This is a genomic window from Pseudomonas donghuensis (assembly GCF_000259195.1).
Classification (GTDB): domain Bacteria; phylum Pseudomonadota; class Gammaproteobacteria; order Pseudomonadales; family Pseudomonadaceae; genus Aquipseudomonas; species Aquipseudomonas donghuensis.
The window spans coordinates 23647-47696 of the sequence record NZ_AJJP01000170.1 but is presented as its reverse complement, the minus strand read 5'-3'; the positions used below and the strand labels follow the sequence as shown (position 1 = coordinate 47696).

Annotated in this window: 27 protein-coding genes; 21 read left to right on the top strand and 6 right to left on the bottom strand. The window is 63.1% G+C overall.

What is annotated here, in order from left to right:
• The first annotated feature begins 7 nt into the window (after positions 1-7).
• Genes gspG through gspN form a run of 7 tightly spaced genes read left to right on the top strand, consistent with a single transcriptional unit; the run spans position 8 to position 3964 of the window.
• Positions 8-442 (top strand): type II secretion system major pseudopilin GspG, encoded by a 435-nt coding sequence (gene gspG / locus UW3_RS0100920; RefSeq protein WP_010220266.1) that lies wholly within the window; start codon positions 8-10, stop codon positions 440-442.
• 2 nt (positions 443-444) lie between these two features.
• Complete coding sequence (locus UW3_RS0100915) at positions 445-879, top strand: prepilin-type N-terminal cleavage/methylation domain-containing protein (protein ID WP_010220265.1); 435 nt, start codon at positions 445-447, stop codon at positions 877-879.
• On the top strand, positions 876-1244 hold the full coding sequence (locus tag UW3_RS0100910) for a type II secretion system protein GspI (RefSeq protein WP_010220264.1): 369 nt from the start codon (positions 876-878) through the stop codon (positions 1242-1244). The genes UW3_RS0100915 and UW3_RS0100910 overlap by 4 nt, the downstream gene beginning before the upstream one ends.
• Positions 1241-1828, top strand: coding sequence for a prepilin-type N-terminal cleavage/methylation domain-containing protein (locus tag UW3_RS0100905; protein ID WP_010220263.1), 588 nt, complete (start codon positions 1241-1243; stop codon positions 1826-1828). The genes UW3_RS0100910 and UW3_RS0100905 overlap by 4 nt, the downstream gene beginning before the upstream one ends.
• Entirely contained in the window at positions 1828-2937 is a 1110-nt protein-coding gene (locus UW3_RS0100900) for a GspL/Epsl periplasmic domain-containing protein (protein ID WP_010220262.1), read from the top strand. Before UW3_RS0100905 ends, UW3_RS0100900 begins: the two co-directional genes overlap by 1 nt.
• Entirely contained in the window at positions 2934-3320 is a 387-nt protein-coding gene (gspM, locus tag UW3_RS0100895) for a type II secretion system protein GspM (RefSeq protein WP_010220261.1), read from the top strand. Before UW3_RS0100900 ends, gspM begins: the two co-directional genes overlap by 4 nt.
• Complete coding sequence (gene gspN, locus UW3_RS26350; protein WP_010220260.1) at positions 3317-3964, top strand: type II secretion system protein N; 648 nt, start codon at positions 3317-3319, stop codon at positions 3962-3964. Before gspM ends, gspN begins: the two co-directional genes overlap by 4 nt.
• A 6-nt stretch (positions 3965-3970) precedes the next feature.
• Here gspN and UW3_RS0100885 read toward each other — a convergent pair whose 3' ends face one another.
• Both UW3_RS0100885 and UW3_RS0100880 read right to left on the bottom strand, forming a co-directional pair.
• Positions 3971-4528: a L,D-transpeptidase family protein gene (locus UW3_RS0100885; RefSeq protein ID WP_010220259.1), complete on the bottom strand. Its 558-nt coding sequence runs from the start codon at positions 4526-4528 to the stop codon at positions 3971-3973.
• A 21-nt stretch (positions 4529-4549) separates the two neighbouring features.
• A complete protein-coding gene (locus UW3_RS0100880; RefSeq protein ID WP_010220258.1) occupies positions 4550-5104 on the bottom strand; it encodes an NUDIX hydrolase in 555 nt (184 codons plus the stop codon).
• A 134-nt stretch (positions 5105-5238) separates the two neighbouring features.
• On the opposite strand from UW3_RS0100880, the gene UW3_RS0100875 reads away from it, so the two are divergent.
• The 5 genes from UW3_RS0100875 to purT all read left to right on the top strand — a co-directional run bounded on the left by UW3_RS0100875 (position 5239) and on the right by purT (position 8419).
• Positions 5239-5838, top strand: a complete 600-nt coding sequence (locus UW3_RS0100875) for a CoA pyrophosphatase (protein WP_010220257.1) — start codon at positions 5239-5241, stop codon at positions 5836-5838.
• 43 nt (positions 5839-5881) lie between these two features.
• A complete protein-coding gene (locus UW3_RS0100870; RefSeq protein ID WP_010220256.1) occupies positions 5882-6406 on the top strand; it encodes a gamma carbonic anhydrase family protein in 525 nt (174 codons plus the stop codon).
• Positions 6406-6609 carry a DUF1289 domain-containing protein gene (locus UW3_RS0100865; protein ID WP_010220255.1) on the top strand — a complete coding sequence of 68 codons (204 nt, stop codon included), beginning with the start codon at positions 6406-6408 and terminating at the stop codon, positions 6607-6609. Before UW3_RS0100870 ends, UW3_RS0100865 begins: the two co-directional genes overlap by 1 nt.
• A gap of 63 nt (positions 6610-6672) precedes the next feature.
• Positions 6673-7140 carry a VUT family protein gene (locus UW3_RS0100860; protein ID WP_010220254.1) on the top strand — a complete coding sequence of 156 codons (468 nt, stop codon included), beginning with the start codon at positions 6673-6675 and terminating at the stop codon, positions 7138-7140.
• Between the two features lie 97 nt (positions 7141-7237).
• Entirely contained in the window at positions 7238-8419 is a 1182-nt protein-coding gene (gene purT / locus UW3_RS0100855; RefSeq protein WP_010220253.1) for a formate-dependent phosphoribosylglycinamide formyltransferase, read from the top strand.
• A gap of 91 nt (positions 8420-8510) precedes the next feature.
• Here the strand turns inward: purT and UW3_RS0100850 are convergent, their stop codons facing one another.
• The 3 genes from UW3_RS0100850 to UW3_RS0100840 form a co-directional block, all read right to left on the bottom strand.
• A complete protein-coding gene (locus UW3_RS0100850; protein ID WP_010220252.1) occupies positions 8511-9815 on the bottom strand; it encodes an MFS transporter in 1305 nt (434 codons plus the stop codon).
• Between the two features lie 264 nt (positions 9816-10079).
• Entirely contained in the window at positions 10080-11291 is a 1212-nt protein-coding gene (locus UW3_RS0100845) for a transporter associated domain-containing protein (RefSeq protein WP_026001140.1), read from the bottom strand.
• Positions 11292-11304: 13 nt separating this feature from the next.
• The gene (locus UW3_RS0100840; RefSeq protein ID WP_010220249.1) at positions 11305-12117 is read right to left on the bottom strand and encodes a cytochrome C assembly family protein; all 813 of its coding nucleotides are present in this window, start codon (positions 12115-12117) and stop codon (positions 11305-11307) included.
• 196 nt (positions 12118-12313) lie between these two features.
• On the opposite strand from UW3_RS0100840, the gene ffh reads away from it, so the two are divergent.
• The 6 genes from ffh (at position 12314) to UW3_RS0100810 (ending at position 16374) form a co-directional block, all read left to right on the top strand.
• On the top strand, positions 12314-13690 hold the full coding sequence (gene ffh, locus UW3_RS0100835) for a signal recognition particle protein (RefSeq protein WP_010220248.1): 1377 nt from the start codon (positions 12314-12316) through the stop codon (positions 13688-13690).
• Positions 13691-13928: 238 nt separating this feature from the next.
• Positions 13929-14180, top strand: a complete 252-nt coding sequence (gene rpsP, locus UW3_RS0100830; protein WP_010220247.1) for a 30S ribosomal protein S16 — start codon at positions 13929-13931, stop codon at positions 14178-14180.
• A 5-nt stretch (positions 14181-14185) separates the two neighbouring features.
• Positions 14186-14722, top strand: a complete 537-nt coding sequence (gene rimM / locus UW3_RS0100825) for a ribosome maturation factor RimM (RefSeq protein WP_010220246.1) — start codon at positions 14186-14188, stop codon at positions 14720-14722.
• Positions 14723-14725: 3 nt separating this feature from the next.
• Entirely contained in the window at positions 14726-15478 is a 753-nt protein-coding gene (gene trmD, locus UW3_RS0100820) for a tRNA (guanosine(37)-N1)-methyltransferase TrmD (protein WP_010220245.1), read from the top strand.
• A 42-nt stretch (positions 15479-15520) separates the two neighbouring features.
• Positions 15521-15871 carry a 50S ribosomal protein L19 gene (gene rplS / locus UW3_RS0100815; protein WP_010220244.1) on the top strand — a complete coding sequence of 117 codons (351 nt, stop codon included), beginning with the start codon at positions 15521-15523 and terminating at the stop codon, positions 15869-15871.
• Positions 15872-15966: 95 nt separating this feature from the next.
• Entirely contained in the window at positions 15967-16374 is a 408-nt protein-coding gene (locus tag UW3_RS0100810; protein ID WP_010220243.1) for an acyl-CoA thioesterase, read from the top strand.
• A gap of 136 nt (positions 16375-16510) precedes the next feature.
• Here the strand turns inward: UW3_RS0100810 and UW3_RS0100805 are convergent, their stop codons facing one another.
• Positions 16511-18313 (bottom strand): cation:proton antiporter, encoded by a 1803-nt coding sequence (locus UW3_RS0100805; protein ID WP_010220241.1) that lies wholly within the window; start codon positions 18311-18313, stop codon positions 16511-16513.
• 76 nt (positions 18314-18389) lie between these two features.
• On the opposite strand from UW3_RS0100805, the gene xerD reads away from it, so the two are divergent.
• The 3 genes from xerD to UW3_RS0100790 all read left to right on the top strand — a co-directional run bounded on the left by xerD (position 18390) and on the right by UW3_RS0100790 (position 24000).
• Positions 18390-19286 (top strand): site-specific tyrosine recombinase XerD, encoded by an 897-nt coding sequence (gene xerD / locus UW3_RS0100800; RefSeq protein WP_010220239.1) that lies wholly within the window; start codon positions 18390-18392, stop codon positions 19284-19286.
• A gap of 105 nt (positions 19287-19391) precedes the next feature.
• On the top strand, positions 19392-23711 hold the full coding sequence (locus UW3_RS0100795; protein ID WP_010220238.1) for an RHS repeat-associated core domain-containing protein: 4320 nt from the start codon (positions 19392-19394) through the stop codon (positions 23709-23711).
• A 10-nt stretch (positions 23712-23721) separates the two neighbouring features.
• Positions 23722-24000 (top strand): hypothetical protein, encoded by a 279-nt coding sequence (locus UW3_RS0100790; RefSeq protein WP_010220237.1) that lies wholly within the window; start codon positions 23722-23724, stop codon positions 23998-24000.
• Positions 24001-24050 lie beyond the last annotated feature (50 nt).

Below are 24050 nucleotides of genomic sequence, written 5' to 3'. Positions count from 1 at the left end.
CAAGACCATGCACAGCCCACGCGCGCGTCAGCGCGGTTTCACCCTGATGGAAATCATGGTGGTGATCTTCATCATCGGCCTGTTGATCGCCGTGGTCGCCCCCAGCGTGCTCGGCAGCCAGGACAAGGCCATGAAGCAGAAGGTCATGGCCGACCTGTCGACCCTGGAGCAGGCGCTGGACATGTACCGCCTCGACAACCTGCGTTTCCCGTCGGCCGAGCAAGGCCTGTCGGCGTTGGTCAGCAAACCGACGCTAGAGCCGCTGCCACGCGCCTGGCGCGCCGACGGTTACATCCGCCGCCTGCCGCAAGACCCGTGGGGCACGGCGTATCAGTACCGTGCCCCCGGCCAGCACGGGCGCATCGACATTTACTCGCTGGGCGCCGATGGTGTCGAGGGCGGCGAAGGCATCGATGCCGACCTGGGTAACTGGGAACTCTAGGCATGCGCGCCGAGCGTGGTTTTACCCTGCTGGAAATGCTTGTGGTGCTGCTGATTGCCGGGCTGATGAGCACCTTGAGCATTGCCTGGCTCGACAGCGGCAAGGCGCCGGTGCACCAGGCCCTTGAGCGCCTGGCCAGTGCCAGTCGCCAGCAGGCGGAGCTGGCGCTGCATGGCGGGGAGATTCGTGGCCTGCGCTGGAATGGCAGCCGTCCCGAATTTGTCCGCCTGATCGATGAGCGTTGGCAGGCCGAGCCCGTTGCCTTGGGCGACTGGCCGCCAGTTTTGCAAGCCGACTGGCCAGCCAGCCGCGAGCCACGCCTGGTGTTCACCCCCTCCGGTGTTGCCCGCAGTGCTGCCTTGAACTGGCATTGGCCGGAGGGGGCCCAGCGTTGGCAGTGGAACGGCGCCGGCCAGTTGCACAGGGCACCGCGGTGAGGCGCGCACAGCGAGGTTTCACCCTGCTGGAGGTGACCGTGGCCTTAGGGATTGCCGCAGCCTTGGCCATCATGACCAGCCAGGTGCTGCGCCAGCGCCTGGCGGTGCAGCAGAGCGTGCAGCAACACCGCCTGGGCGTGTTCTGTGCCCGGGAGCTGCAGGCGCGTTTTGCCGTCGAGCAGTACTGGCCGATGGACAACAGCGTTGGCGGGCAATTGCAGCAGGGCGATGGCCTCTGTCATTGGCAGCTGCAACTGACGTCCACGGGCGTGCGCAACCTGCGCCGTGGCGAGTTGCGCCTGTTTGCCGACCGTGACGGGCGCGACCCCCTTGGCCAGTACCGCATCTTCCTGGTGCGCCCATGAAGCGCCGTCAGCAGGGCCTGACCTTGCTCGAACTGCTGGTGGCCCTGGCCCTGACTGCTGTGCTGGGGGGCTTGCTGGCAGCGCTGGTCAATGCCTGGGTGGGTGTGCGCGAACGCCTGCAACAACCTGCCCAGGCCTCGCCGGTACTGAATTTTTGCCTGGCCCTGGAGCGGCGCTTCGACTCGACGGTGTTGCGTCAGCTCTACGAGCAGCGCCTGCCTCTGGCAATCAATTGGCTGGACTGGCAACCCGCCGCCTTGCAACTGCACTGGGTGGCCCGCAGTGCCTGGCCGCAAGCTGAAGGCGGTTCACGCGTGCAGCGCCAGCGCCTCAGTTACGACCCACGCGGCCAACGCCTGCTGCTGGAAACCTCCGCCGACCTGTATGCGGTGGGGAAACCGCAGTGGCATGAGCGCGATCAGCTCGATCAGGTTGCGGCGCCGAGCTTCTCCTTTTTTCACTCGGGCCGCTGGCTGGCCTTTCCTTCTGCCGAGCGATCCGCCCCGGATCGCGGCATACGGCTTGAGTTCAAGCGTGATGGAGCACCTTATGTCTGTACCTTCGCCCTGCCGGAGGCGCCCTGATGAAATGGCTTGAGCGCTGGCAATCTCCACGCGCGAGCAACTGGCTGCTGCTACGGCCTGGCCTTGGGCACGCGCCCTGGAGCTGGCTGCGCCTGGCAGACGGCAGGCGCGAAGCCGGCGAGGGACCGCCACCCAGCCCTGACGGCGCTTGCGTGGCGCTGGTCCTGCCGGGCAACCAGTGCAGCCATTGCCAGCTTGCGGCGCCACCGGGGCTCAAGCGTGACGAGTGGCCGCTGCTGCTTGAAGAGCGTTTGCTGCAGCCCGCCGAGTCCATCCGTTGTGGCTGTGTGTCGCGCCAGGGCAATCAGCTGGAGCTGGTCAGCGTCGATCAGGCGCTGCTCGGCCAGTGGTTGGCCCAGTGTACGGACTGGGGGCTAGTCGTGGAGCGTTGCTGGGCCGAGTTTCAGTTGATGGCGGATACGCCGGCAGGCACGGCCCTGTGCTGGCAGCGCAGCCCTGATCTGTTGTTGCTCAAGGGCGTAACCGAACAGTCCCGACAGCACTGGCTGGCTTGGCCGACCTTGCTCGGGCCGAACCTGCCGGCACCTTGGCCGGGCCTGCAACGCGAACAGTTCGAGGGTGCCTGGCCACCCCGACTGGTCGCGCTGGAGCGTTTGCCCAGCCTGTTTGACCTGCGCCCGGCACGTGAGCTGCGGCTGCGGCTTCCAATGGCCCCCGGGCAATGGCGACTGATTGGCGCGTGCGCGCTACTGGGCCTGCTCTGGAGTGGCTTGTGGCTGACCCAGCAATGGCGCCAGAGCGAGGTCTACAAGGCGCAGGTGGTCGCCGTGACCGGGCCGGTCACTTCACCGCGGCAGGCCGCCCAGGTCCTCAAGCGCCTGCGTCAGGCCGAGGAAGATCGCCAACTGCGCCTGCGCCAGATCGAGCAGCTGCAGGCGGCGTTGCAGCAATGGCTGCAAGCGCAGCCTGCCTGGCACATGACCGCCACCGGCTTCGACGGGCAACGCTGGACGCTGCGCCTTCGTGGCAATCAGCCGCCTGCGGCCGCGACCTGGGAGGCCATCGCCAAGCAGGTCGGTGTGCTGGTTGAAGTCGTCGGTGGCGAAGATCAATTGCAACTGGTCTTCGACCTGGGAGCGGCGTCATGAGTGAGTGGATACAGCGCCGCTGGTTACTGCCGGCCGCCTGGGCAACGGTCGCGTTGTTACTGCTGACCCTGGTGATGCGCGAGGGCATGGCCCGCTGGCAGGCCGCGCAGCAGTGGCAGGCGCTGGCGCGGTCGGCGGCCAGCGTGCCGGTCGACGCGCGCTTCAGTGTCGAGCAACTGCAACAATCAGCCCAGGCAAACAGCATCGTCCTCAACCAGGTACTGGCGGAAAATCACAGCTGGCAGATCAAGGGCCGCGCAGCCGATGAGCAAGGTTTGCAGCGCTGGTTACTGGCCGTGCAGGGCGAAGGCCTGCGCCCGCTGCGCTGGTCACTGGAGCAGGCTGAGTCCGCCATGACCTTCGAGCTGGAGTTGCAACAATGAAGCGCATCGGCTGGTTCAGCCTGGTGTTCTTGGTGAGCGTATTGGCCGGGTTACCGGCGAACTGGTTGCTCGCGCCCATGGCCGCCCAGGGTGTCTCCGGCAGCCTCTGGCAAGGCCAGGCTCAGCGACTGGGGCAGGTGGGGCCGCTTGCCTGGCACTGGCAGCCCTGGCGTTTGCAGGCGCAGGTCAACCTCGGGTTTCAGGGGCAGGACTGGCAGCTCAAGGTGGCTGGCTGGCCGTGGAACTGGACCGCCGCTGTCGAGCCGTGGCAGCGCACGTTGGCAATGCCTTTGTCCTATCGCCTGACGGGCGAGTGGACAGGCCGGATCGAAGTGCAGGGTAGCGGTCGGCAGTGCCAGGGCAGCCAGGGTGAGATCGCTGGCCACAACCTGGCACTGGTTGCGCCATGGTCAGTGCCGTTGGGCGCCACCCGGGTGCGGGTTGATTGCTCGGTCGGCATGCACCTGTTGGCGCAATTGCAGTTGCAGGGGCAGCATCAGTTCGAACTGGACGCCGACCTGCGCCAGCGCCGCGGGCGTTTGCAAGGCGCTGTCGAACCCGGCGCAACCTTGGCCCCGGTGCTGCTCAGCGCCCAGTGGCTCAAGCCCGATGATTCGAGGCTGAGCCGCAGGCTCAAATGGTGACGGAGCTCAGGGCCGGATTTCGATCATGGTGCCGTCCGGCACCATGTTCCACACCTCGCGCATGTCGCGGTTGGTCATGGCGATGCAGCCTTCGGTCCAGTCCAGGGTGTGGAACACCTCTTCCGGGTACTCCTCGCTCAGGGGCGTGCCGTGGATCATGATCATGCCGCCTGGCGGGACGCCTTCACGACGGGCGCGGGCGGCGTCGCTGATGTTCGGGTAGGACACATGCATGGCCAGGTTGTAGCGATCGCTCTGCTTGCGCCAATCGATCCAGTAGAAACCTTCGGGGGTGCGCTTGTCGCCTTCCTGCACCTTGGCGCCCTTGGGCTGCTTGCCCAGGGAGATGCGGTAGGTCTTCAGCGGCGCGCCGTCACTGATGAGCTGCAGGCGGCGTTCGGACTTGATCACCAGGATCTTGTCGATCATCGCAGGCTTCGGCTGTTGCGGTTGCAGTGGCGAAGGCGCGGTCTTGTCGACCGGCCGGGTAATGATGGTTTCGGTGAAACCCGCCTGGGACATCGAAGCCACACTGAGGCAGAAAAGGGCAAGCAACCAGCGCATGAAACGATATCCCTGAAAATGCTAGGTGTTGGGTGACAAGACGAGCATGGGCGAAAGGCATTCGTTGCCAATCGGGAAGCGTTGCTCGATGCGGTCACGATAATAGCATTCTAGGGTACGACTGACGGTGCGGAAAGCCAGCTCGTCCCAGGGGATTTCACTTTCGTCGAAAAGCCGCACTTCCAGGCTCTCGACGCCGACGGCGAAGTCCAGGTCGGCGAGTTCGGCGCGAAAGAACACGTGCACCTGGTTGATGTGCGGCAGGTCGAACAGCTGATACAGGCTCATGGTCCCGACCCGGGCGCAGGCTTCTTCGATGGTTTCCCGGCGGGCGGCCTGGTCCATGGTTTCACCGTTCTCCATGAAACCGGCCGGCAAGGTCCAGTAACCACGGCGCGGTTCGATGGCGCGGCGGCACAACAGCACCTGGCTGCCCCAGATCGGCAGCACCCCGGCGACGATATTGGGGTTCTGGTAATGAATGGCCTTGCAGTGATCGCAGACAAAACGCAGGCGGGTATCGCCCTCGGGAATACGCTGAATCACCGGATTGCCGCACGCGCTGCAGAATTTCATGCTTTTATTCCTGTTAGGTGCGCCTATCTTGGCGCCACTGTCACCGCCGCCGCAAGCCGGATCGTCGTCGGGGCTTGGGCGGTTCGCGGCTTTGGTGCATCATGCAGGACAGGCTTTGGAATCGAGAGAGAGCAATGCTGGACGAGCTACTTCGCCGCGTGAGCAGTCATACGCCGAGTACCCTGGAGACGGACCGACGTTTTCCCGAGGCCGCTGTGTTATTGCCCATCACCCGCAGCGAAGAGCCGGAACTGGTGTTGACCCTGCGCGCCAAGGGGCTGTCGACCCACGGTGGCGAGGTTGCCTTCCCGGGCGGTCGCCGTGACCCGGAAGACCCCGACCTGATCTTCACCGCCCTGCGTGAAGCCGAAGAAGAGATCGGCCTGCCGCCAGGCCTGGTGGAAATCATCGGTCCGCTGAGCCCGCTGATCTCCCTGCACGGCCTGAAGGTCACGCCTTTCGTTGGCCTGATCCCGGATTTTGTCGAGTACCAGGCCAACGATGCCGAGATCGCCGCGGTGTTTACCGTACCGCTGGAGTTCTTCCGCCAGGACCCGCGCGACCATACCCACCGTATCGATTACCAGGGCCGTAGCTGGTACGTGCCCAGCTACCGCTACGGCGAGTACAAGATCTGGGGCCTGTCGGCAATCATGATCGTCGAGCTGGTCAACTTGCTTTACGATGCCAACATCAGCCTGCATCAGCCACCTGAACGTTTCACCCCCATTTGAGCGGGTGCACCCGCCAGCCACGCCGCACCGTGAGGAACCACGCATGAAATACCGTCTGGGCGACCTGCGGGTCGAAACCCATCCGCGCAGCTGGGTTGCGCCGACCGCCACGCTGATCGGCAAGGTCCGCCTGCAGGCGGGCGCCAACGTCTGGTTCGGCGCGGTGCTGCGCGGCGACAACGAGCTGATCGATATCGGCGAGAACAGCAACGTCCAGGATGGCACGGTGATGCACACCGACATGGGCTCGCCGCTGACCCTGGGCAAGGGCGTGACCGTCGGTCACAACGCCATGCTCCACGGCTGCACGGTCGATGATTACAGCCTGATCGGCATCAACGCGGTGATCCTCAACGGTGCACGCATCGGCAAGTACTGCATCATCGGCGCCAATGCGCTGATCCCCGAGGGCAAGGAGATTCCCGACGGCTCGCTGGTCATGGGCTCGCCGGGCAAGGTGGTGCGCGAACTGAGCGACGCGCAGAAGAAAATGCTCGAAGCCAGCGCCGCGCACTATGTGCACAATGCCGAGCGCTATGCCAGCGACCTGGCACCCCAGGAGGATTGATGAGCAGCCCTGAACGTCCGGTTGCCTCGCCTTGCGTGCAGATCTGCGCGCTGGACGACGCTGATATCTGCACCGGCTGCCAGCGCAGCGCCGCTGAAATCACTCGCTGGGGGCGGATGGACAACAGCGAGCGCCGCCAGGTGCTCACGCTGTGCCATGAGCGGGCAGTCGCCGCCGGGCTGGTCTTCAGCGTCGGCGCGTGATCCGCCCCTTGGCCGCCGGCAGTCGCTGCAGTACCCTGTAGCGCTTGCCCAGCGGTCGATCCCATGTTCTTTCTGATTGCCTATATCAGCAGCGTAGTGCTGATCAACTACGCCTTCTCCAGTGCCCCGCACCTGGACGTCATCTGGTCCGCCTGGGGCGGGCTGGTGTTCATCCTCCGTGACATGGTCCAGACCCGCTTCGGCCACGGCGCGCTGATTGCCATGCTGGCGGCCCTGGTGCTGTCCTATATCACCTCGGAGCCGGCCATCGCCCTGGCCAGTGCCACAGCCTTTGCCGTGTCCGAATGCATCGACTGGCTGGTGTTCACCCTGACCAAGCGGCCGTTGCATGATCGCCTGTGGTTGAGCTCGGCGCTGAGTATCCCGATCGACACCTTTATCTTCTTCGGCATTATCGGCGCCCTGACCCCGGCTGTGGTCGGCACCGCCCTGGCGTCGAAATTCGCCGGGGTTACCGTGGTCTGGCTGGCCATGGCCTGGCGCGCGCGCAAGCGGGTGGTCACCGGCTGAGGCCGACGGCCACGGTTCATGTAAAATGGCGCTCCTTTTCACCGGGTTGCACCGAGTACGGGGCGGCCCAGGATGTTCTTCCCTCTGAGGACCTGAAATGACCCGTATCGGAACCCCATTGTCGCCGACCGCGACCCGCGTACTGCTTTGTGGCTGCGGCGAGCTGGGCAAGGAAGTGGTGATCGAGCTGCAACGCCTGGGTGTTGAAGTGATTGCCGTGGACCGTTACGCCAATGCCCCGGCCATGCAGGTGGCTCATCGCAGCCACGTGATCAACATGCTCGACGGCGCCGCCCTGCGGGCCGTGATCGAAGCCGAGAAGCCGCACTACATCGTCCCGGAAATCGAAGCCATCGCCACCGCGACCCTGGTCGAACTGGAAAACGAAGGCTTCACCGTGGTGCCGACCGCACGTGCCGCGCAATTGACCATGAACCGCGAAGGCATCCGTCGCCTGGCCGCCGAAGAGCTGGACCTGCCGACCTCGCCGTATCATTTTGCCGATACCTTCGAGGAGTACTCCAAGGCCGTCGAAGACCTGGGTTTCCCGTGCGTGGTCAAGCCGGTAATGAGCTCGTCGGGCAAGGGCCAGAGCCTGCTGCGCAGCGCTGACGATGTGCGCAAGGCCTGGGACTACGCCCAGGAAGGCGGGCGTGCCGGCAAGGGCCGGGTGATCATCGAAGGCTTTATCGATTTCGACTACGAAATCACCCTGTTGACCGTTCGTCATGTCGGCGGCACCACCTTCTGCGCGCCGGTCGGTCATCGCCAGGAAAAGGGCGATTACCAAGAATCCTGGCAGCCGCAAGCCATGAGCCCGGTGGCCCTGGCCGAGTCCGAGCGGGTGGCCAAGGCGGTGACCGAGGCGCTGGGTGGCCGTGGCCTGTTCGGGGTCGAACTGTTCGTCAAAGGCGATCAGGTGTGGTTCAGCGAAGTCTCGCCGCGCCCGCACGACACCGGTCTGGTGACCCTGATTTCCCAGGACCTGTCGCAGTTCGCCCTGCATGCGCGAGCAATCCTGGGCTTGCCGATCCCGCTGATCCGCCAGTTCGGCCCGTCGGCTTCGGCGGTGATTCTGGTGGAAGGCCAGTCGCAGCAGACCGCGTTCGCCAACCTGGGCGCCGCCCTGAGCGAGCCGGATACCGCCATTCGCCTGTTCGGCAAGCCTGAGGTCAACGGCCAGCGGCGCATGGGCGTGTGCCTGGCCCGTGACGAGTCGATCGAAGCCGCCCGGGCCAAGGCGACCCGTGCTTCGCAGGCGGTCACGGTAGAGTTCTAAACCCAAGGCTGGCTCCCACCATGGATCTGCATTGCGCGAACCCTGTGGGAGCTGGCCTTGCCAGCGATGGGCTGCGCAGCAGCCCCGCTTGTCAAAGCTCCGAGTGCCGCGTCTCTTTCAGGCACAGCACCGCAATCAGGCTCAATACAGCCGCCGCCGACACATACCCGCCGACCCAGCTCAGGCCGCCCATGGCCACCAGCTTCTGGGCAAAGAACGGCGCCGCCGAGGCCCCGACAATCCCGCCCAGGTTATAGGCTGCCGACGCCCCGGTGTAACGCACGTGGGTCGGAAACAGCTCAGGCAGCAGCGCCCCCATCGGCGCGAAAGTCACGCCCATCAAGAACAGCTCGATAGCCAGGAACAGCGCCACGCCGGTGGTCGATCCCGAGGTCAGCAGCGGCTCCATGGTAAAGCCCGAGGCAATCGCCAGCACGCCGCCGACAATCAGCACCGGCTTGCGCCCGTAGCGGTCGCTGAGCCAGGCCGACAGTGGCGTGGCCAGGGCCATGAACAGTACCGCGAAGCACAGCAGGCCGAGGAAGGTCTCGCGGCTGTAACCCAGGGTCGAGACGCCATAGCTGAGCGAGAACACCGTCGAGATGTAGAACAGCGCATAGCACACCACCATGGCCGCAGCGCCCAGCAGGGTCGGGGCCCAGTATTGGGCGAACAACTCGACCACCGGCATTTTCACCCGCTCGTGACGGGCCACGGCCTTGGCGAAGATCGGGGTTTCTTCCAGCTTCAGGCGCACATACAGGCCGACGATGACCAGGACGGCACTGAGCAGGAACGGGACGCGCCAGCCCCAGCTGCGAAACTGCTCGTCGCTCAGGACCATGGCCAGGGTCAGGAACAGGCCGTTGGCCGCCAGAAAACCGATGGACGGGCCCAGTTGCGGGAACATGCCGAACCAGGCGCGCTTGCCTTTGGGCGCGTTCTCGGTGGCCAGCAGGGCCGCGCCGCCCCATTCGCCGCCCAGGCCCAGGCCTTGGCCGAAGCGCAATACACAGAGCAGGATCGGCGCCCAGGCACCAATGCTGTCGTAGCCGGGCAGTACGCCGATCAGGGTGGTGCAGACACCCATCAGCAGCAGCGAGGCCACCAGGGTCGACTTACGCCCGATGCGGTCGCCGAAGTGGCCGAACAGCGCCGAGCCCAGGGGCCGGGCGAGGAAGGCGATACCGAAGGTCAGGAATGCCGAGAGCATCTGCGCGGTGCCGGAGGTCTGCGGAAAGAACACCGGACCGATTACCAGCGCGGCTGCGGTGGCGTACACGTAGAAGTCGTAGAACTCGATGGCAGTGCCGATGAAGCTGGCGGTGGCGACCCGCGCCGGCGAATTGCCGGGGCTGGCCTGGGCGGTTTCGGAGTAGGTGCTGCTGGTTGTCATACGATTATCCCTGACAGTCGAATGCTCCATGGGCATGGCCCCAACCTGTTTGAACAGGCAGGCAAAGGCGCGCGCCGAAGCGAATTGTTATGGTCGCGTGGCTGAACATACGCCTTTTTGGGATAGGGGCGGGCGCGGGCAAGGTTCGGGGTGTGAACCAGTACCGCTATTGCGCGCAATGTGCAGCCAGGCTGACGGGCCGTGTGACGCCGGTGCGGGTAGCGGGCGAGACGGCTGGGGCTGGGTAAGCGAGCCTCAGTATAGCTAGCGCTTGAGCGTCCAGACCAGTATGCGACTGGCACAATTGTCCTCGGTTTCGAGGATTTCCAGGCGATAACGGCCGATTTTCAGGCATACCGCGCTTTCCGGGATGCTTTCCAGGGCTTCGGTGACCAGGCCGTTGAGGGTTTTTGGACCGTCGCTGGGCAAGTGCCAGCCCAGGGTGCGATTGAGCTCGCGGATCGACACGTTGCCTTCGATGACGAAGCGTCCGTCGGCCTGGGGGTGGATGTGCGGGTTGTCGAGGCTGTGCTCGTCTTCGAATTCGCCGACGATTTCTTCGAGGATGTCTTCCAGGGTAACGATACCGAGCACTTCACCGTACTCGTCGACCACCACCCCCAGGCGCCGCTGCTGCTTGTGGAAATTCAGCAATTGCAGCTGCAGCGGGGTGCTTTCCGGCACGAAGTAGGGTTCGTAGCAGGCCGCTTGCAGCGTTTCGCGGGTCAGCTCGGCATTGGGCAGCAGGTGGCTGATCTGCTTGGTGTTGAGGATCGCTTCAACCTGGTTGATGTCGCTGTGGTAGACCGGCAGGCGGGTGTGGCGGCTGATGATCAACTGCTCGATGATCGCCTCGATCGGCTCATCGAGGTTGATGCCGTCAACATCGTTGCGCGGCACCAGGATGTCGTTGACGGTGATCTTGTCCAGCGCCAGCAGGCTTTCGGGCAGGTTCAGGCGCTGTTCGGTGTCAGGCGCATCGGTGTCATAGCGGTCGGCAGCGTCGTTGTCGTGCACCGCCACGGCATGGCTTTGTACGCGAAACGGGCGCAGCAGCAGGCGCGCGCAGCCATCGAGCAGCCAGGCCAGGGGTTGCAGCAGCTTGAGCGGCGCCTTGAGCAGGCTGTTGCCCAGGCCGATAAAGGCCTGGGGGTTGCGCCGGGCCAGTTGCCGCGGCAGGTATTCGGCGAAGATCAGCAGCACGGCTGCGGCGCCCAGGCCGGCCAGCCAGAAGCCATGTTCGCCGCTGTAGCGCTGGCCCATCAGGCAGGCCAGGGCCAGCACCAGCAGTTTGCCCAGGGTCGAGCACAGCACCAGGGCCTGGGGGGGGACGGCAAGTTCCGGGTGTTCGCCGCTCTGGGCGTTGCGCCGTGCGCCGTTCAGCTGCTGGGCGGTGTCCACCGCAGTGAACAGCGCCGACCAGAGCAGTGCCAGTGCCAATACGCCGAGTAGCGGTCCTAACGGCAGAGCGTCCATTTACCTGTGCCCGTCAGATATGCAGGATGAATTCGCGTACCAGCTTGCTGCCGAAATAGGCCAGCATCAGCAGGCAGAAACCGGCCAGAGTCCAGCGAATCGCCTTGTGCCCACGCCAGCCGAGGCGCGTACGGCCCCACAGCAGCACGCTGAAGACGATCCAGGCCAGGCAAGCCAGCAGGGTCTTGTGCACCAGGTGCTGGGCGAACAGGTTGTCAAGGAACAGCCAGCCGGAAATCAGCGACAGCGACAGCAGGCCCCAGCCAGCCCAGAGGAAGCCGAACAGCAGGCTTTCCATGGTCTGCAGCGGCGGGAAGTTCTTGATCAGCCCGGACGGGTGCTTGTGCTTGAGCTGGTGATCCTGCAACAGCAGCAGCAAGGACTGGACCACGGCGATGGTGAACATGCCGTAGGCCAGGATCGACAGCAGGATATGGGCGAGGATGCCCGGCTCTTCGTTGATCAGCGGTACCGTGCCGGACGGCGCAAACTGGGCGATCAGGGCCGTGGCGGTGCCTAGCGGGAACAGCAACAGCAGCAGGTTCTCCACCGGGATGCGCAGGCAGGCCAGCAGGGTCAGGGCGATCACCGCCGTGGCAATCAGGCTGGCGGCGCTGAAGAAGTCCAGGCTCAGGCCCAGGGGCGTGAGCAACTGCCAGAACAGCGCGGTGCCCTGGGCAATGACCGCCAGCGCGCCAAGCAGGCCGAGCAGGCGTTTGTCGGCCTTGGTGCCCTGGGCCAGGCGTGAGCCTTGATAGAAGGTCGCGGCGGCATACAGGCAGGCGGCGATGAGATTGGGTAGCAAGCTGGGTGACAAGGGGAGCATAAGTCCTGTTAGGCAAGCCCGAAAGGGACTGAGTTTGGCATAGATCGCGCCCGCCTAGGAAGACTGCCAGCCGACGGCATGGTGTGCGCTGGGCCAAGTCTTCGTTATAATCGCCGGCCTGCCCCTGCCCAAGGCCGGCCGAATACGCCAGAGGCAGCTGATAAACCTCGGTTCTACAGAGCCCGAAAGGATCACCATGTTTGAAAACCTGACCGACCGTCTGTCACAGACGCTGCGCCATGTCACCGGCAAGGCCAAGCTGACCGAAGACAACATCAAAGACACCCTGCGCGAAGTGCGCATGGCGTTGCTCGAGGCTGACGTCGCCCTGCCGGTGGTCAAGGATTTCGTCAACAAGGTCAAGGAGCGTGCGGTCGGCACCGAAGTGTCACGCAGCCTGACCCCGGGCCAGGCGTTCGTGAAGATCGTCCAGGCCGAGCTCGAAGGCCTGATGGGCGCCGCCAACGAAGACCTGGCGCTCAACGCCGCGCCGCCTGCGGTGGTGCTGATGGCTGGTCTGCAGGGCGCGGGCAAGACCACCACCGCCGGTAAGCTGGCGCGCTTCCTTAAAGAGCGCAAGAAGAAGACCGTGATGGTGGTGTCGGCCGACGTCTACCGTCCGGCGGCGATCAAGCAGCTGGAAACCCTGGCGGGCGACATCGGCGTGACCTTCTTCCCGTCCGATATCAGCCAGAAGCCAGTGGCCATCGCTGAAGCGGCGATCCGCGAAGCCAAGCTCAAGTTCATCGACGTGGTCATCGTCGACACCGCCGGTCGTCTGCACATCGACGCCGAAATGATGACCGAGATCAAGGACCTGCACGCCGCGGTCAAGCCGATCGAGACACTGTTCGTGGTCGACGCCATGACCGGCCAGGACGCCGCCAACACCGCCAAGGCGTTTGGCGATGCGCTGCCGCTGACCGGTGTGATCCTCACCAAGGTCGACGGTGATGCCCGTGGCGGTGCCGCGCTGTCGGTGCGTGCGATTACCGGTAAGCCGATCAAGTTCATCGGTATGGGCGAGAAGAGCGATGCGCTCGAACCGTTCCACCCGGACCGCATCGCCTCGCGCATCCTCGGCATGGGCGACGTGCTCAGCCTGATCGAGCAGGCCGAGCAGACACTCGACAAGGAAAAGGCCGACAAGCTGGCCAAGAAGCTGAAGAAGGGCAAGGGCTTCGACCTCGAAGACTTCCGTGACCAGCTGCAACAAATGAAGAACATGGGTGGCCTGGGCGGCCTGATGGACAAGCTGCCGAGTATCGGCGGCGTCAACCTGGCCCAGATGGGCAGCGCCCAGGGCGCCGCCGAGAAGCAGTTCAAGCAGATGGAAGCGATCATCAACTCGATGACCCCGGCCGAGCGCCGCGACCCTGACCTGATCAGCGGTTCGCGCAAACGCCGTATCGCCCTCGGTTCCGGCACCCAGGTGCAGGACATCGGCCGTCTGATCAAGCAGCACAAGCAGATGCAGAAGATGATGAAGAAGTTTTCTGCCAAAGGCGGCATGGCCAAGATGATGCGCGGCCTGGGTGGCATGATGCCCGGCGGCGGCATGCCCAAGCTGTAACCCCATTCGGATCGGCGGCCTGGAAACGGGCCGACGATCGGAACCCCGCCTCGGCGGGAACGCCGCAGCCTTTATATAAAGGCTGCACAAACCGCAGATCGGCAGGCTGGCCTTTTTACCCGGCGTAAAAAGGCATTTGCAAAAGTCCGTGTATTCCTTGAGAATATGCGGCCTTTCGGGCACCCGTGTGCCCGCTGTGCATTATGATTTGCAGCACCGACTACAGGAACGATGTTCAATGCTAACCATCCGTCTTGCCCGTGGTGGCTCTAAAAAGCGCCCATTCTACACCCTGACCGTGACCGACTCGCGTAACCCGGTTACCGGTTCGCACATCGAGCAGGTTGGTTTCTTCAACCCTATCGCCCGTGGCCAGGAAGTTCGCCTGTCCGTTAAAGAAGACCGCGTTGCTCACTGGCTGAGCGTTGGCGCACAGCCGTCTGAGCGCGTTGCTCAGCTGCTGAAGGAAGCTGCCAAGGCTGCTGCCTGAACAGTATGAACGCGACGCCAGAAAATGCAGATGACCTGATCGTCGTCGGCAAGATTTTTTCGGTTCACGGCGTTCGCGGCGAGGTGAAGGTCTTTTCCTTTACCGATCCGATTGAAAACCTGTTGGATTACCGTCACTGGACGCTTCGGCACGAAGGGAAGGTAAAACAGGTCGAGCTGGTCAGTGGCCGTTCCACTCAAAAGGACCTGGTCGCCAAGCTCAAAGGCCTCGATGATCGTGATGAAGCCCGTCTTCTGAGCGGTTATGAGATTTGTATCTCGCGTAGCCTTTTGCCCAACCTGTCTGCTGACGAGTACTACTGGTACCAGTTGGTGGGTCTGAAAGTCATCAATCAGGACGAACAGCTGTTCGGCAAGATTGATCACCTGTTGGAGACCGGCGCGAACGATGTAATGGTGGTCAAGCCCTGCGCGGGCAGCCTGGATGATCGAGAACGCCTGTTGCCCTATACCGAGCAATGCGTGTTGAAGATCGACCTGGTTGCAGGCGAAATGAGGGTCGAATGGGATGCGGACTTCTAAGCAATGGCCAGCCTGCGCGTAGACGTCATCACGCTGTTCCCCGAGATGTTCTCGGCCATCAGTGAGTACGGCATTACCAGCCGCGCGGTGAAACAGGGGTTGTTGCAACTGACCTGCTGGAACCCGCGGGACTACACCACAGATCGTCACCATACGGTGGATGATCGGCCGTTTGGCGGTGGTCCGGGCATGGTGATGAAGATCAAGCCTCTGGAAGACGCCCTGGTGAGTGCCAGGCAGGCAACCGGAGAGGCGGCGAAGGTGATTTACCTGAGCCCACAAGGCCGCAAGCTGACCCAGTCGGCGGTCAAAGACCTGGCGAAGCATGAATCGTTGATTCTGATAGCCGGTCGATATGAAGGCATCGACGAGCGCTTTATTGAAGCTCATGTCGATGAAGAGTGGTCGATTGGAGACTATGTCCTGTCTGGCGGCGAGCTGCCGGCGATGGTCCTGATCGATGCGGTTACACGACTGCTGCCTGGAGCTTTAGGGCATGCGGACTCGGCGGAGGAAGACTCCTTCACCGATGGTCTGCTGGATTGCCCGCATTACACCCGACCTGAGGTGTATGCGGATCAGCGTGTTCCCGACGTGTTGCTTAGTGGCAACCATGCACACATCCGGCGATGGCGTTTACAGCAGTCCCTTGGGCGGACCTATGAACGACGCGCCGATCTTCTGGAAAGTCGCTCACTTTCTGGAGAAGAGAAGAAGCTGCTCGAGGAGTACCTCCGAGAGCGGGACGATAGTTAACGTATCGATGGTAGATCCGACGATTTACCTTAGGAGCACAGCATGACCAACAAAATCATTCAGCAGATCGAAGCTGAGCAGATGTCCAAAGAGATCCCGACCTTTGCCCCGGGCGACACCATCGTCGTTCAGGTGAAAGTGAAGGAAGGCGATCGTTCGCGTCTGCAGGCTTTCGAAGGCGTTGTAATCGCCAAGCGTAACCGTGGTCTGAACAGTGCTTTCACTGTTCGCAAGATCTCCAACGGTGTTGGCGTTGAGCGTACTTTCCAGACCTACAGCCCGCAAATCGACAGCCTGGCCGTGAAACGTCGTGGTGACGTGCGTAAAGCCAAGCTGTACTACCTGCGCGACCTGTCCGGTAAAGCCGCTCGCATCAAGGAAAAACTGTCCTGAGGACAGCTTGACCGGTGGCTGCGGCCACCATGCGAAAAAAGCAGCCTTCGGGCTGCTTTTTTGTTGTCTGAATTTTGTCGTCCTATGTGAAGCCCATGAGCCCCAGAGAGCAGGAAATCGAACGCCGCACCGAACTGTCGGTGACCCGCGTGACCAAGGCGGTATTCCCGTCCACCACCAACCACCACAACACCCTGTTCGGCGGCACCGCGCTGGCCTGGATGGACGAAGTGTCGTTCATCGCCGCCACGCGTTTCTGCCGCTTGCCGCTGGTGACCGTGTCGACCGACCGCATCGACTTCAAACACCCGATTGCCGCAGGTTCCATCGTCGAACTGGTCGGGCGGGTAGCGACTGTGGGTAACACCAGCCTCAAGGTCGAGGTCGAGGTGTTTGTCGAAAGCATGAGCTGTGACAGCCGCGAGAAGGCCATTCACGGCCTGTTCAGCTTTGTCGCCATTGATGAAGACAAGCGCCCGGTGCCGGTGTTGCCCGGGTTCTGACGTCAGCAGGTCAGGCCTCATCGCCGGCAGGGCCGGCTCCCACCGTTAACCAGATGACAGACAGTTGTTCCCACAATGGATCGGCTTGCACCGGCCCCTGTGGGAGCTGTCCTTGCCAGCGATGAGGCCCTTGAGGTTAGCCTTGATCTGGTTGAATCAACGCCACCAACGTCCACCCAGGCCCAGGTTTCAGCGCAGTGTCCGGCCCGAACACATGCACCCAGCCACTACCATCGCGGGCAAACAGCAGGTTCGCCCGCTCGCCATGCAGCGCCTGATAATCGGTCCAGCCAAAGGCCTCGGTCAGGTTGGTGCTATACAGCTCGGCACCTTTGTTCAGTAAGCCGGCCAACTGCCCGTAGGTCAGCGGCTGGTTCCCCAGCGTCTGCCCGCGATGTTCATCACTGGCCCGGTGCTTGTCGCTGCGCTTGGCCTCCAGGCCGCTGGCCAGGACGAACAGCCGCTGTGCGCCAAAGTCATGGCGAAAGCGGGTGCAGGCCAGGGTATTGAGCTCGCCTGCAGGTGACAGCCCCAGTAGATGGCCCAGCCCGACCAGGTCCAGGTGGGCATCGGCATGTTGCGAAGCCGGGTGGCCAAAGTAAGTCGGCAAGCCCTCCATGCGTGCGGCGCGGATGTTCTCCCAGCTGGAGTCAGCCAGCAACACTCGGCAATCGAGTTGCTGCAGGGCCTTGGCCACGGCGCGGGCCGGCGGGTTGGCGCCGACGATCAGAAAGCCGCTGGGCGCGGGTTCGGCGACCTTGAGCAGGCGCGCCAATGGTCGCGAGGTGGCGCTCTGCAGCACCACGGTGCCGATGATCACCGCGAAGGTCAGCGGCACCAGCAGCAGGGCGCCTTCATGCCCGGCTTGATCCAGGCGAATGGCAAAAATCGCCGATACCGCCGCCGCTACAATGCCGCGCGGGGCGATCCAGGCGAGCAGGGCGCGTTCACGCCAGTTCAGGTGCGAGCCCGCAGTCGACAGCGCGACGTTCAAGGGGCGGGCAATGAACTGGATGATCAGTAACAAGGCCAGTACCGCCGGGCCCAAGCCAATCAAGGCATCGAGGTCCAGGCGTGCGGCCAGGAGGATGAACAGCCCGGAGATCAGCAGCACGCTGAGGTTCTCCTTGAAGTGCAGGATCTGCCGGACATCCACCCCTTTCATATTGGCCAGCCACATGCCCATGAGGGTGACCGCCAACAGCCCGGACTCATGCATCACGTGGTTGGCGGCAATGAAGATCCCCAGCACCGCCGCCAACGAAGCCAGATTGTGCAAATACTCGGGCAACCACTGGTGACGCATTACCTGGCCCAGCAGCCAGCCGCCGGCCACACCGAAAGCGCTACCGCAGACAATCACCCCGGCAAAGGTCACCAGGCTATGGCTCAGGCCATCACCGGCGGCGCTGGCAATGATGAAGCTGTAGACCACTACCGCCAGCAGTGCGCCGATCGGGTCGATGACGATGCCTTCCCAGCGCAGGATGTTGGCGATGGCCGCTTTCGGTCGCACCACCCGCAGCATCGGGACGATCACCGTCGGCCCGGTGACCAGGGTCAGGGTGCCGAACAGGGTCGCCAGCAGCCAGTCGAAATCCAGCAGCCAGTGGGTCGCGAGGGTGATCACCAGCCAGGTCGATAGCGCGCCGAGGGTGACCATGCGCTGCACTACGCTGCCGATGTCTTGCCACTGCGACAGGTGCAGGGTCAGGCTGCCTTCGAACAGGATCAGCGCCACTGCCAGTGATACCAGTGGCATCAACAGCGGGCCGAACAGTTCCTGTGGGGCGAGCCAGCCGAGCACGGGGCCGGCGAGAATGCCGCTGAGCAGCAGGAAAAGGATTGCCGGTAGCTTCAGGCGCCAGGCCAGCCATTGGCAGCACAGCGCCGCCAGACCTATCCCGCCAAATGCCAGCAATATCTGTTGTTCGTTCATTCGGGCTCCCTATGCCGGCAGTGTTATGGAAGACTAGCGGCAATTCTTCGTTTTCGTCGCCTGCCGCAGAGTTGTCATGCCCGCTATTGAACATCCGCTTATCGATCAGTTTCTTGACGCCCTATGGCTGGAAAAGGGCCTGGCCGACAACACCCGCGATGCCTACCGCAGCGACCTGGCGCTGTTCAACGGCTGGCTCAAGGAGCAGGGCGTCGAGTTGCCCAATGCCGGGCGCGAACTGATCCTCGATCACCTGGCCTGGCGCCTGGAACAGGGCTACAAGCCGCGTTCGACGGCACGCTTTCTCTCCGGTGTGCGAGGGTTTTATCGCTACTTGCTGCGGGAAAAGCTGATCGGCCTCGACCCGACCCTGCAGGTGGAAATGCCGCAACTGGGTCGGCCGTTGCCCAAATCCCTGTCGGAAGCCGACGTCGAGGCGTTGTTGCAGGCGCCGGACCTGAGCGAGCCGATCGGCCAGCGCGACCGCGCCATGCTCGAAGTGCTGTACGCCTGTGGCTTGCGCGTCACCGAACTGGTCAGCCTGACCCTGGACCAGGTCAACCTGCGTCAGGGCGTGCTGCGGGTGATGGGCAAGGGCAGCAAGGAGCGCCTGGTGCCCATGGGGGAAGAGGCGGTGGTGTGGATCGAGCGCTACCTGCGTGACGGGCGTAACGAGCTGCTCGGTGGGCGCCCCAGCGATGTGTTGTTTCCCAGCCAGCGCGGTGAGCAAATGACCCGCCAGACCTTCTGGCACCGCATCAAGCACCAGGCGCTGGTGGCCGGTATCGACAAGAGCCTGTCGCCGCACACCCTGCGCCATGCCTTTGCCACGCACTTGCTCAACCACGGCGCCGACCTGCGGGTGGTGCAAATGCTGCTGGGCCATAGCGACCTGTCGACCACCCAGATCTACACCCATGTGGCCAGGGCGCGGCTGCAGGAACTACACGCTTTGCATCACCCCCGGGGTTGACGCTCGGGCGATCATCCAGCAGATTCCGACACCTCAAACGCTCGATATGGAAATCAAGCATGACCAGGTTCAAGTGCCCTGTAGCCGTGCCGTTGCAGGTCAGTAATGTCTGACGCCTTGTGGGCCGCCCGCCAGGGCGACGCCCTGATGCACACCTCGATGATGGCCGACATCGTCAGCGGCGTGCTGGAGGTGGCCGCCAACGTCGCCATCGGCGTCCTGGCCACCGCCGCGGTGACCGCGGCACTGGGCCTGACCGTGGCCACCGGTGGCTTGGGTTGCTTCGTGCTCGGTGCAGTGGTGGGCATCGTGGTCGGCGTGGCCATGAGCAAGACCGGCGCCGACAAAGGCTTGAGCAGTTTATGCGAGGGCATCGGCAACTTTTTGTTCCCGCCCTCGGTGCAGGCCAACATCCTCACCGGCTCGAAGAACACCCACACCAATGGCAAGCCGGCCGCCCGCGCCGCCGGTGTCATCGTTGCCGCCGCGGCGCCCGCCGGCAGTGATGCCGCTCAGCCGCCGGCCGCGGAGGAGGAAGAAAGCTTCCTCGACATGGCCAAGGGTTTTTTCTCGCAGATGTGGCGGCCCACCGTCGCCAGCCCGGCGCCGAACACCGAGCCTGCCGACGACGACAAGATCCTCTGTAGCAAGCACCCGCCGATGCCGCCGCAGTACCTGGCCGAAGGTTCGAGCAAGGTCACCATCAACGGCCATCCGGCCTGCCGCAGCGGCGATCGCAGCACCTGCGAGGCGGTGATCGTCGATGCCGGGCTGATCTCCGACAACGTGCGCATCGGCGGCGGCTCGATCGTGGTCCGCGAGATTCGCAGCGGCAAGACCCCGGGCATCGGCCTGGCGATTACCGCCTTGATGCTGCTGCGCGGGCGTGGCGGCAAGTTCTACAGCAAGTTCGGCTGCATGGCGATTGGCGGCATTGCCAGCGCCGTCACCAGCCAGGTGACCGGCGCGATCACCAGCGCTATTGCCGGCTCACCCAACCCGGTGCATGTACCCACCGGGGCGAAGATTCTCAGCGGCGAGGAAGAACTCGATTTCAGCCTGCCGGGGCTGATCCCGTTGGACTGGCAACGCTACTACAACAACCGGGATGAGCGCCGCGACGGCCTGTTCGGTGCTGGCTGGAGCGTCGATTACGAAGTCTTCGTCGCCATCGAAGCGCATCCTGAAGGCGGCGAGCGCCTGCTGTTCACCGACGAACAGGCGCGGGTCGTCGACATGGGCAACATTCCCCGGGGTGATGCGGTATTCAGTGCCGGCGAAGGCCTGAGCGTGCGGCGCGCGCACAATGGCGAGTTGCTGATCGAAAGCGTCGACGGCCTCTATCGCCTGTTCCAGCCAACCCCGGGCGACCCGCAGCGCCTGCGCCTGGCGCAACTGGGCGACCGCAACGACAACCGCATCTACCTGGACTACGACACCAACGGCCGCTTGCTCAGGCTGCGCGATACCTTCGATGTGGTCCAGGTGCAGTTGGTTTACAGCAGCCAATGGCCAGCCCGGGTCAGCCATATCGAGCGATGGTACAGCGACGAGTCGAACGAGCTGCTGGTTAGCTATGCCTATGACAGCAACGGCGACCTGGCGGAAGTGCGCGACGCCAGCGGCCAGCTGCAACGGCGCTTCGCCTACGACCAGGGCCGGCGCATGGTCGAGCACCAGTTGCCCACCTGCCTGCGCTTCTTCTACGAATGGACTCGTGCTGCAGACGACTGGCGCGTGGCCCGGCACTGGACCGACGACGGCGACGAATACCGCTTCGACTACGACCTTGAAGCCGGCATCACCCGGGTCACCGACGGCCTGCAGCGGGTCAGCAGCCGCCACTGGAACCCGCAGTACCAGATCACCCAGTACACCGACGCCCTCGGCCACACCTGGCATTTCGAGTGGAACGACGAACGCCAGCTGCTGGCCGCTACCGACCCGCAGGGCGGGCAATGGCAGTATCTGTACGATGAATCCGGCAACCTCTGCGAAAGCATCGACCCACTGGGTCGCAGCGAGGCGACCCAATGGCTGGAACACTGGTCGCTGCCCCGGGTACAGACCGACAAGGCCGGCAAGCGCTGGAGCTACCGTTACGACCAGCGCGGCAACTGCAGCAGCGAAACCGACCCGCTGGGCCACACCACTCGCTACCGCCATGACGAACGCGGCCAGGTGGTGGAGATCATCGATGCGGCGGGCAAGCACAAGCACCTGCGCTGGAACGAATTGGGCCTGCTGATTGAGCAGGTCGATTGCTCAGGGTATCCGACCCGCTTCAGCTATGACCGGCGCGGGCATCTGCAGGCTGTCACCGATGCCCTCGGCGAACGCACCGAGTATCAACACGACTCGAAGGGCCGCCTGCTCGGTTCGCAACTGCCGGACGGGCGCAACCAGCACTATCAGCATGATCGCAACGGCCAGCTCAGCAGCTATACCGACCCCGCCGGGCACACTACCCAGTACCGCTATAACCGGCGTGGTCAGGTGCATCAGCGCATCGACCCGCATGGTCGGCGGGTGCAGTTCAGTTATGACGCCTACGGCCGCCTACAGGCGCTAAGCAACGAAAATGGCGAGAGCTACAGGTTCAGCTGGGACCTGGCTGATCGCCTGGCTGAACAGCAGGACCTGGACGGTAGCGCAAGCCGCTATCACTACGACCGGCTGGATAACCTCAGTTGCGTTGAGTTCCTCCCCACCCCGCGAGGCGGTGCTGAAGCGATCATCCATCAATTGCACCGGGACGCCGTCGGGCGCTTGATCAAAAAGCACACCGACGATGGCGAAACCCTGTACAGCTACGATCCTCTCGATCAACTGACGGCCATCAGCTTCACCGACAATGCGGGCAACACCGAACAGCTGGCGTTCGCTTACGACGCCCTTGGCCAACTGCTGGAGGAACACAGCGCCAGCGGAGTGCTGCAGCATCACTACGACGAACTCGGCAACCTGATCCAGACCCAGCTGCCCGATGGTCGCTGGCTCAACCGCCTGTACTACGGCAGCGGTCATCTGCACCAGCTCAACCTCGACGGCAAGGTGATCAGCGACTTCGAGCGCGACCGCCTGCACCGCGAAGTGCTGCGCAGCCAGGGCCGTATCAGCACCCGCAGCGAGTACGACCGCAGCGGTCGTTTGCGTTCACGGCTGCGCCGCCCCAACCTCCAGCCGCCGCAACTGCCGGCCACCGTGCAGCAACGCTTCGACTTCGATCCGGCTGACAACCTAATCAGCCGTTTCAACCAGCAGCCCGGCAGCCAGCACCAGCAACTGCTGCATTACGATGCCAGCGGGCGGATCATGGCCAGCCAGGACGCCGGCCAGGGCCAAAGTGAAGCCTTCGCCTACGACGCCGCCGCCAACCTGCTCGATGGGCCGCAAGCCGGCATCGGCCTGGTGCGCCATAACCGCGTGCTCACCTACCAGGACAAACGCTATCGCTACGACGGCTTCGGCCGCCTGATCGAGAAACGCAGCAGCCGGCGTGGCATCCAGCACTTCAGCTACGACGCCGAGCACCGCCTGATCCAGGTGCGCAGCCAGCACGGTGGGCGCGAACGGGTACTGAACATGCGCTACGACCCGCTGGGGCGGCGTATCGAAAAGAGCGAGCACGACGATCAGGGCAATCTGCTCGACCAGACCCGCTTTGCCTGGGATGGCCTGCGCTTGCTGAAGGAGCATCGATACAGCCAGACCAGCCTGTACCTGTATGTCGAAGACAGCCACGAACCCTTGGCTCGGGTTGATGGTACGGGGCTGCACCAGCAGGTGCGCTACTACCACAATGACCTCAACGGCCTACCCGAACAACTGACGGATGACAGTGGCGAAGCGGTCTGGCTGGCGCGTTATCAGGTCTGGGGCAATACCCTGCAGGAAGTGCGTGAGGCGCATTTCATCGAAGAGCAGAACCTCAGGTTCCAGGGCCAGTACCTGGACCGTGAGACGGGTCTGCACTACAACACGTTTCGGTTCTATGATCCGGATATCGGTCGCTTTATCCAGACGGACCCGATCAGTCTGGCCGGTGGTATAAACCTCTATCAGTACAGTGCGAACCCGATTGAGTGGATCGATCCACTGGGACTCTCCTGTGGACCTAGAAGGACCCGGCACGTTCCGAATCGGCATGTCAGGCGGCACAATGATGTAGGCAAAAGTAAATTCACGCCTGCGGAACATAGAAAGCTACAAGCAAAAAGCAAGTACAGAAAGCCGAGCCAATACAAGAAGCTAGAGGACAAAACCATGAACCACCCCACCCGAGTTGTTCGTCAGAATGATGGGCGAATTCGTTATGAGCGTGATTATGGTAGGGTGATCGGTACACGGGGTGAGAAAGGTCATGTCACAATCTATGACCCAGTGAAGGATAAAGTAGTAACCTCTTACCCCTCTCACTTTTAAGGTGTTTTTGATGTTGGACTTCTCTTATTTGTCAGACAAACGAGGCGATAAGCCTTTTCTTCAGCTAAGTGATGCTGACGTCGCACGCGTCCATGATGCCTTTGCTGGGTTGCGCGAAAAGACGGGTATTTATATTGATCCTTATGGTCGAACAAGAATTTATCCTGAACATCAAAAAATACTCGTCACGCTCCTGTCGAAGGATGCAGATGGCAGTGTGCTTCTTTTTATTGAATTTTTGAAAACTGCCAGTGAGGCAGATGAGGTTTTGCTGGCAGACGGTGATTGATAGGGTGCCGTAGATAGGTGAGGTGTTCCGAAATTTGCCAGAAACCTCAA

Bases quoted from the DNA above. Each gene is read 5' to 3' on its own strand.
- gspG (WP_010220266.1), top strand. From the start codon at position 8: ATGCACAGCCCACGCGCGCGTCAGCGCGGTTTCACCCTGATGGAAATC.
- UW3_RS0100915 (WP_010220265.1), top strand. From the start codon at position 445: ATGCGCGCCGAGCGTGGTTTTACCCTGCTGGAAATGCTTGTGGTGCTG.
- UW3_RS0100905 (WP_010220263.1), top strand. From the start codon at position 1,241: ATGAAGCGCCGTCAGCAGGGCCTGACCTTGCTCGAACTGCTGGTGGCC.
- UW3_RS0100900 (WP_010220262.1), top strand. From the start codon at position 1,828: ATGAAATGGCTTGAGCGCTGGCAATCTCCACGCGCGAGCAACTGGCTG.
- gspM (WP_010220261.1), top strand. From the start codon at position 2,934: ATGAGTGAGTGGATACAGCGCCGCTGGTTACTGCCGGCCGCCTGGGCA.
- gspN (WP_010220260.1), top strand. From the start codon at position 3,317: ATGAAGCGCATCGGCTGGTTCAGCCTGGTGTTCTTGGTGAGCGTATTG.
- UW3_RS0100885 (WP_010220259.1), bottom strand. From the start codon at position 4,528: ATGCGCTGGTTGCTTGCCCTTTTCTGCCTCAGTGTGGCTTCGATGTCC.
- UW3_RS0100880 (WP_010220258.1), bottom strand. From the start codon at position 5,104: ATGAAATTCTGCAGCGCGTGCGGCAATCCGGTGATTCAGCGTATTCCC.
- UW3_RS0100875 (WP_010220257.1), top strand. From the start codon at position 5,239: ATGCTGGACGAGCTACTTCGCCGCGTGAGCAGTCATACGCCGAGTACC.
- UW3_RS0100870 (WP_010220256.1), top strand. From the start codon at position 5,882: ATGAAATACCGTCTGGGCGACCTGCGGGTCGAAACCCATCCGCGCAGC.
- UW3_RS0100865 (WP_010220255.1), top strand. From the start codon at position 6,406: ATGAGCAGCCCTGAACGTCCGGTTGCCTCGCCTTGCGTGCAGATCTGC.
- UW3_RS0100860 (WP_010220254.1), top strand. From the start codon at position 6,673: ATGTTCTTTCTGATTGCCTATATCAGCAGCGTAGTGCTGATCAACTAC.
- purT (WP_010220253.1), top strand. From the start codon at position 7,238: ATGACCCGTATCGGAACCCCATTGTCGCCGACCGCGACCCGCGTACTG.
- UW3_RS0100850 (WP_010220252.1), bottom strand. From the start codon at position 9,815: ATGACAACCAGCAGCACCTACTCCGAAACCGCCCAGGCCAGCCCCGGC.
- UW3_RS0100845 (WP_026001140.1), bottom strand. From the start codon at position 11,291: ATGGACGCTCTGCCGTTAGGACCGCTACTCGGCGTATTGGCACTGGCA.
- UW3_RS0100840 (WP_010220249.1), bottom strand. From the start codon at position 12,117: ATGCTCCCCTTGTCACCCAGCTTGCTACCCAATCTCATCGCCGCCTGC.
- ffh (WP_010220248.1), top strand. From the start codon at position 12,314: ATGTTTGAAAACCTGACCGACCGTCTGTCACAGACGCTGCGCCATGTC.
- rpsP (WP_010220247.1), top strand. From the start codon at position 13,929: ATGCTAACCATCCGTCTTGCCCGTGGTGGCTCTAAAAAGCGCCCATTC.
- rimM (WP_010220246.1), top strand. From the start codon at position 14,186: ATGAACGCGACGCCAGAAAATGCAGATGACCTGATCGTCGTCGGCAAG.
- trmD (WP_010220245.1), top strand. From the start codon at position 14,726: ATGGCCAGCCTGCGCGTAGACGTCATCACGCTGTTCCCCGAGATGTTC.
- rplS (WP_010220244.1), top strand. From the start codon at position 15,521: ATGACCAACAAAATCATTCAGCAGATCGAAGCTGAGCAGATGTCCAAA.
- UW3_RS0100810 (WP_010220243.1), top strand. From the start codon at position 15,967: ATGAGCCCCAGAGAGCAGGAAATCGAACGCCGCACCGAACTGTCGGTG.
- UW3_RS0100805 (WP_010220241.1), bottom strand. From the start codon at position 18,313: ATGAACGAACAACAGATATTGCTGGCATTTGGCGGGATAGGTCTGGCG.
- xerD (WP_010220239.1), top strand. From the start codon at position 18,390: ATGCCCGCTATTGAACATCCGCTTATCGATCAGTTTCTTGACGCCCTA.
- UW3_RS0100795 (WP_010220238.1), top strand. From the start codon at position 19,392: ATGTCTGACGCCTTGTGGGCCGCCCGCCAGGGCGACGCCCTGATGCAC.
- UW3_RS0100790 (WP_010220237.1), top strand. From the start codon at position 23,722: ATGTTGGACTTCTCTTATTTGTCAGACAAACGAGGCGATAAGCCTTTT.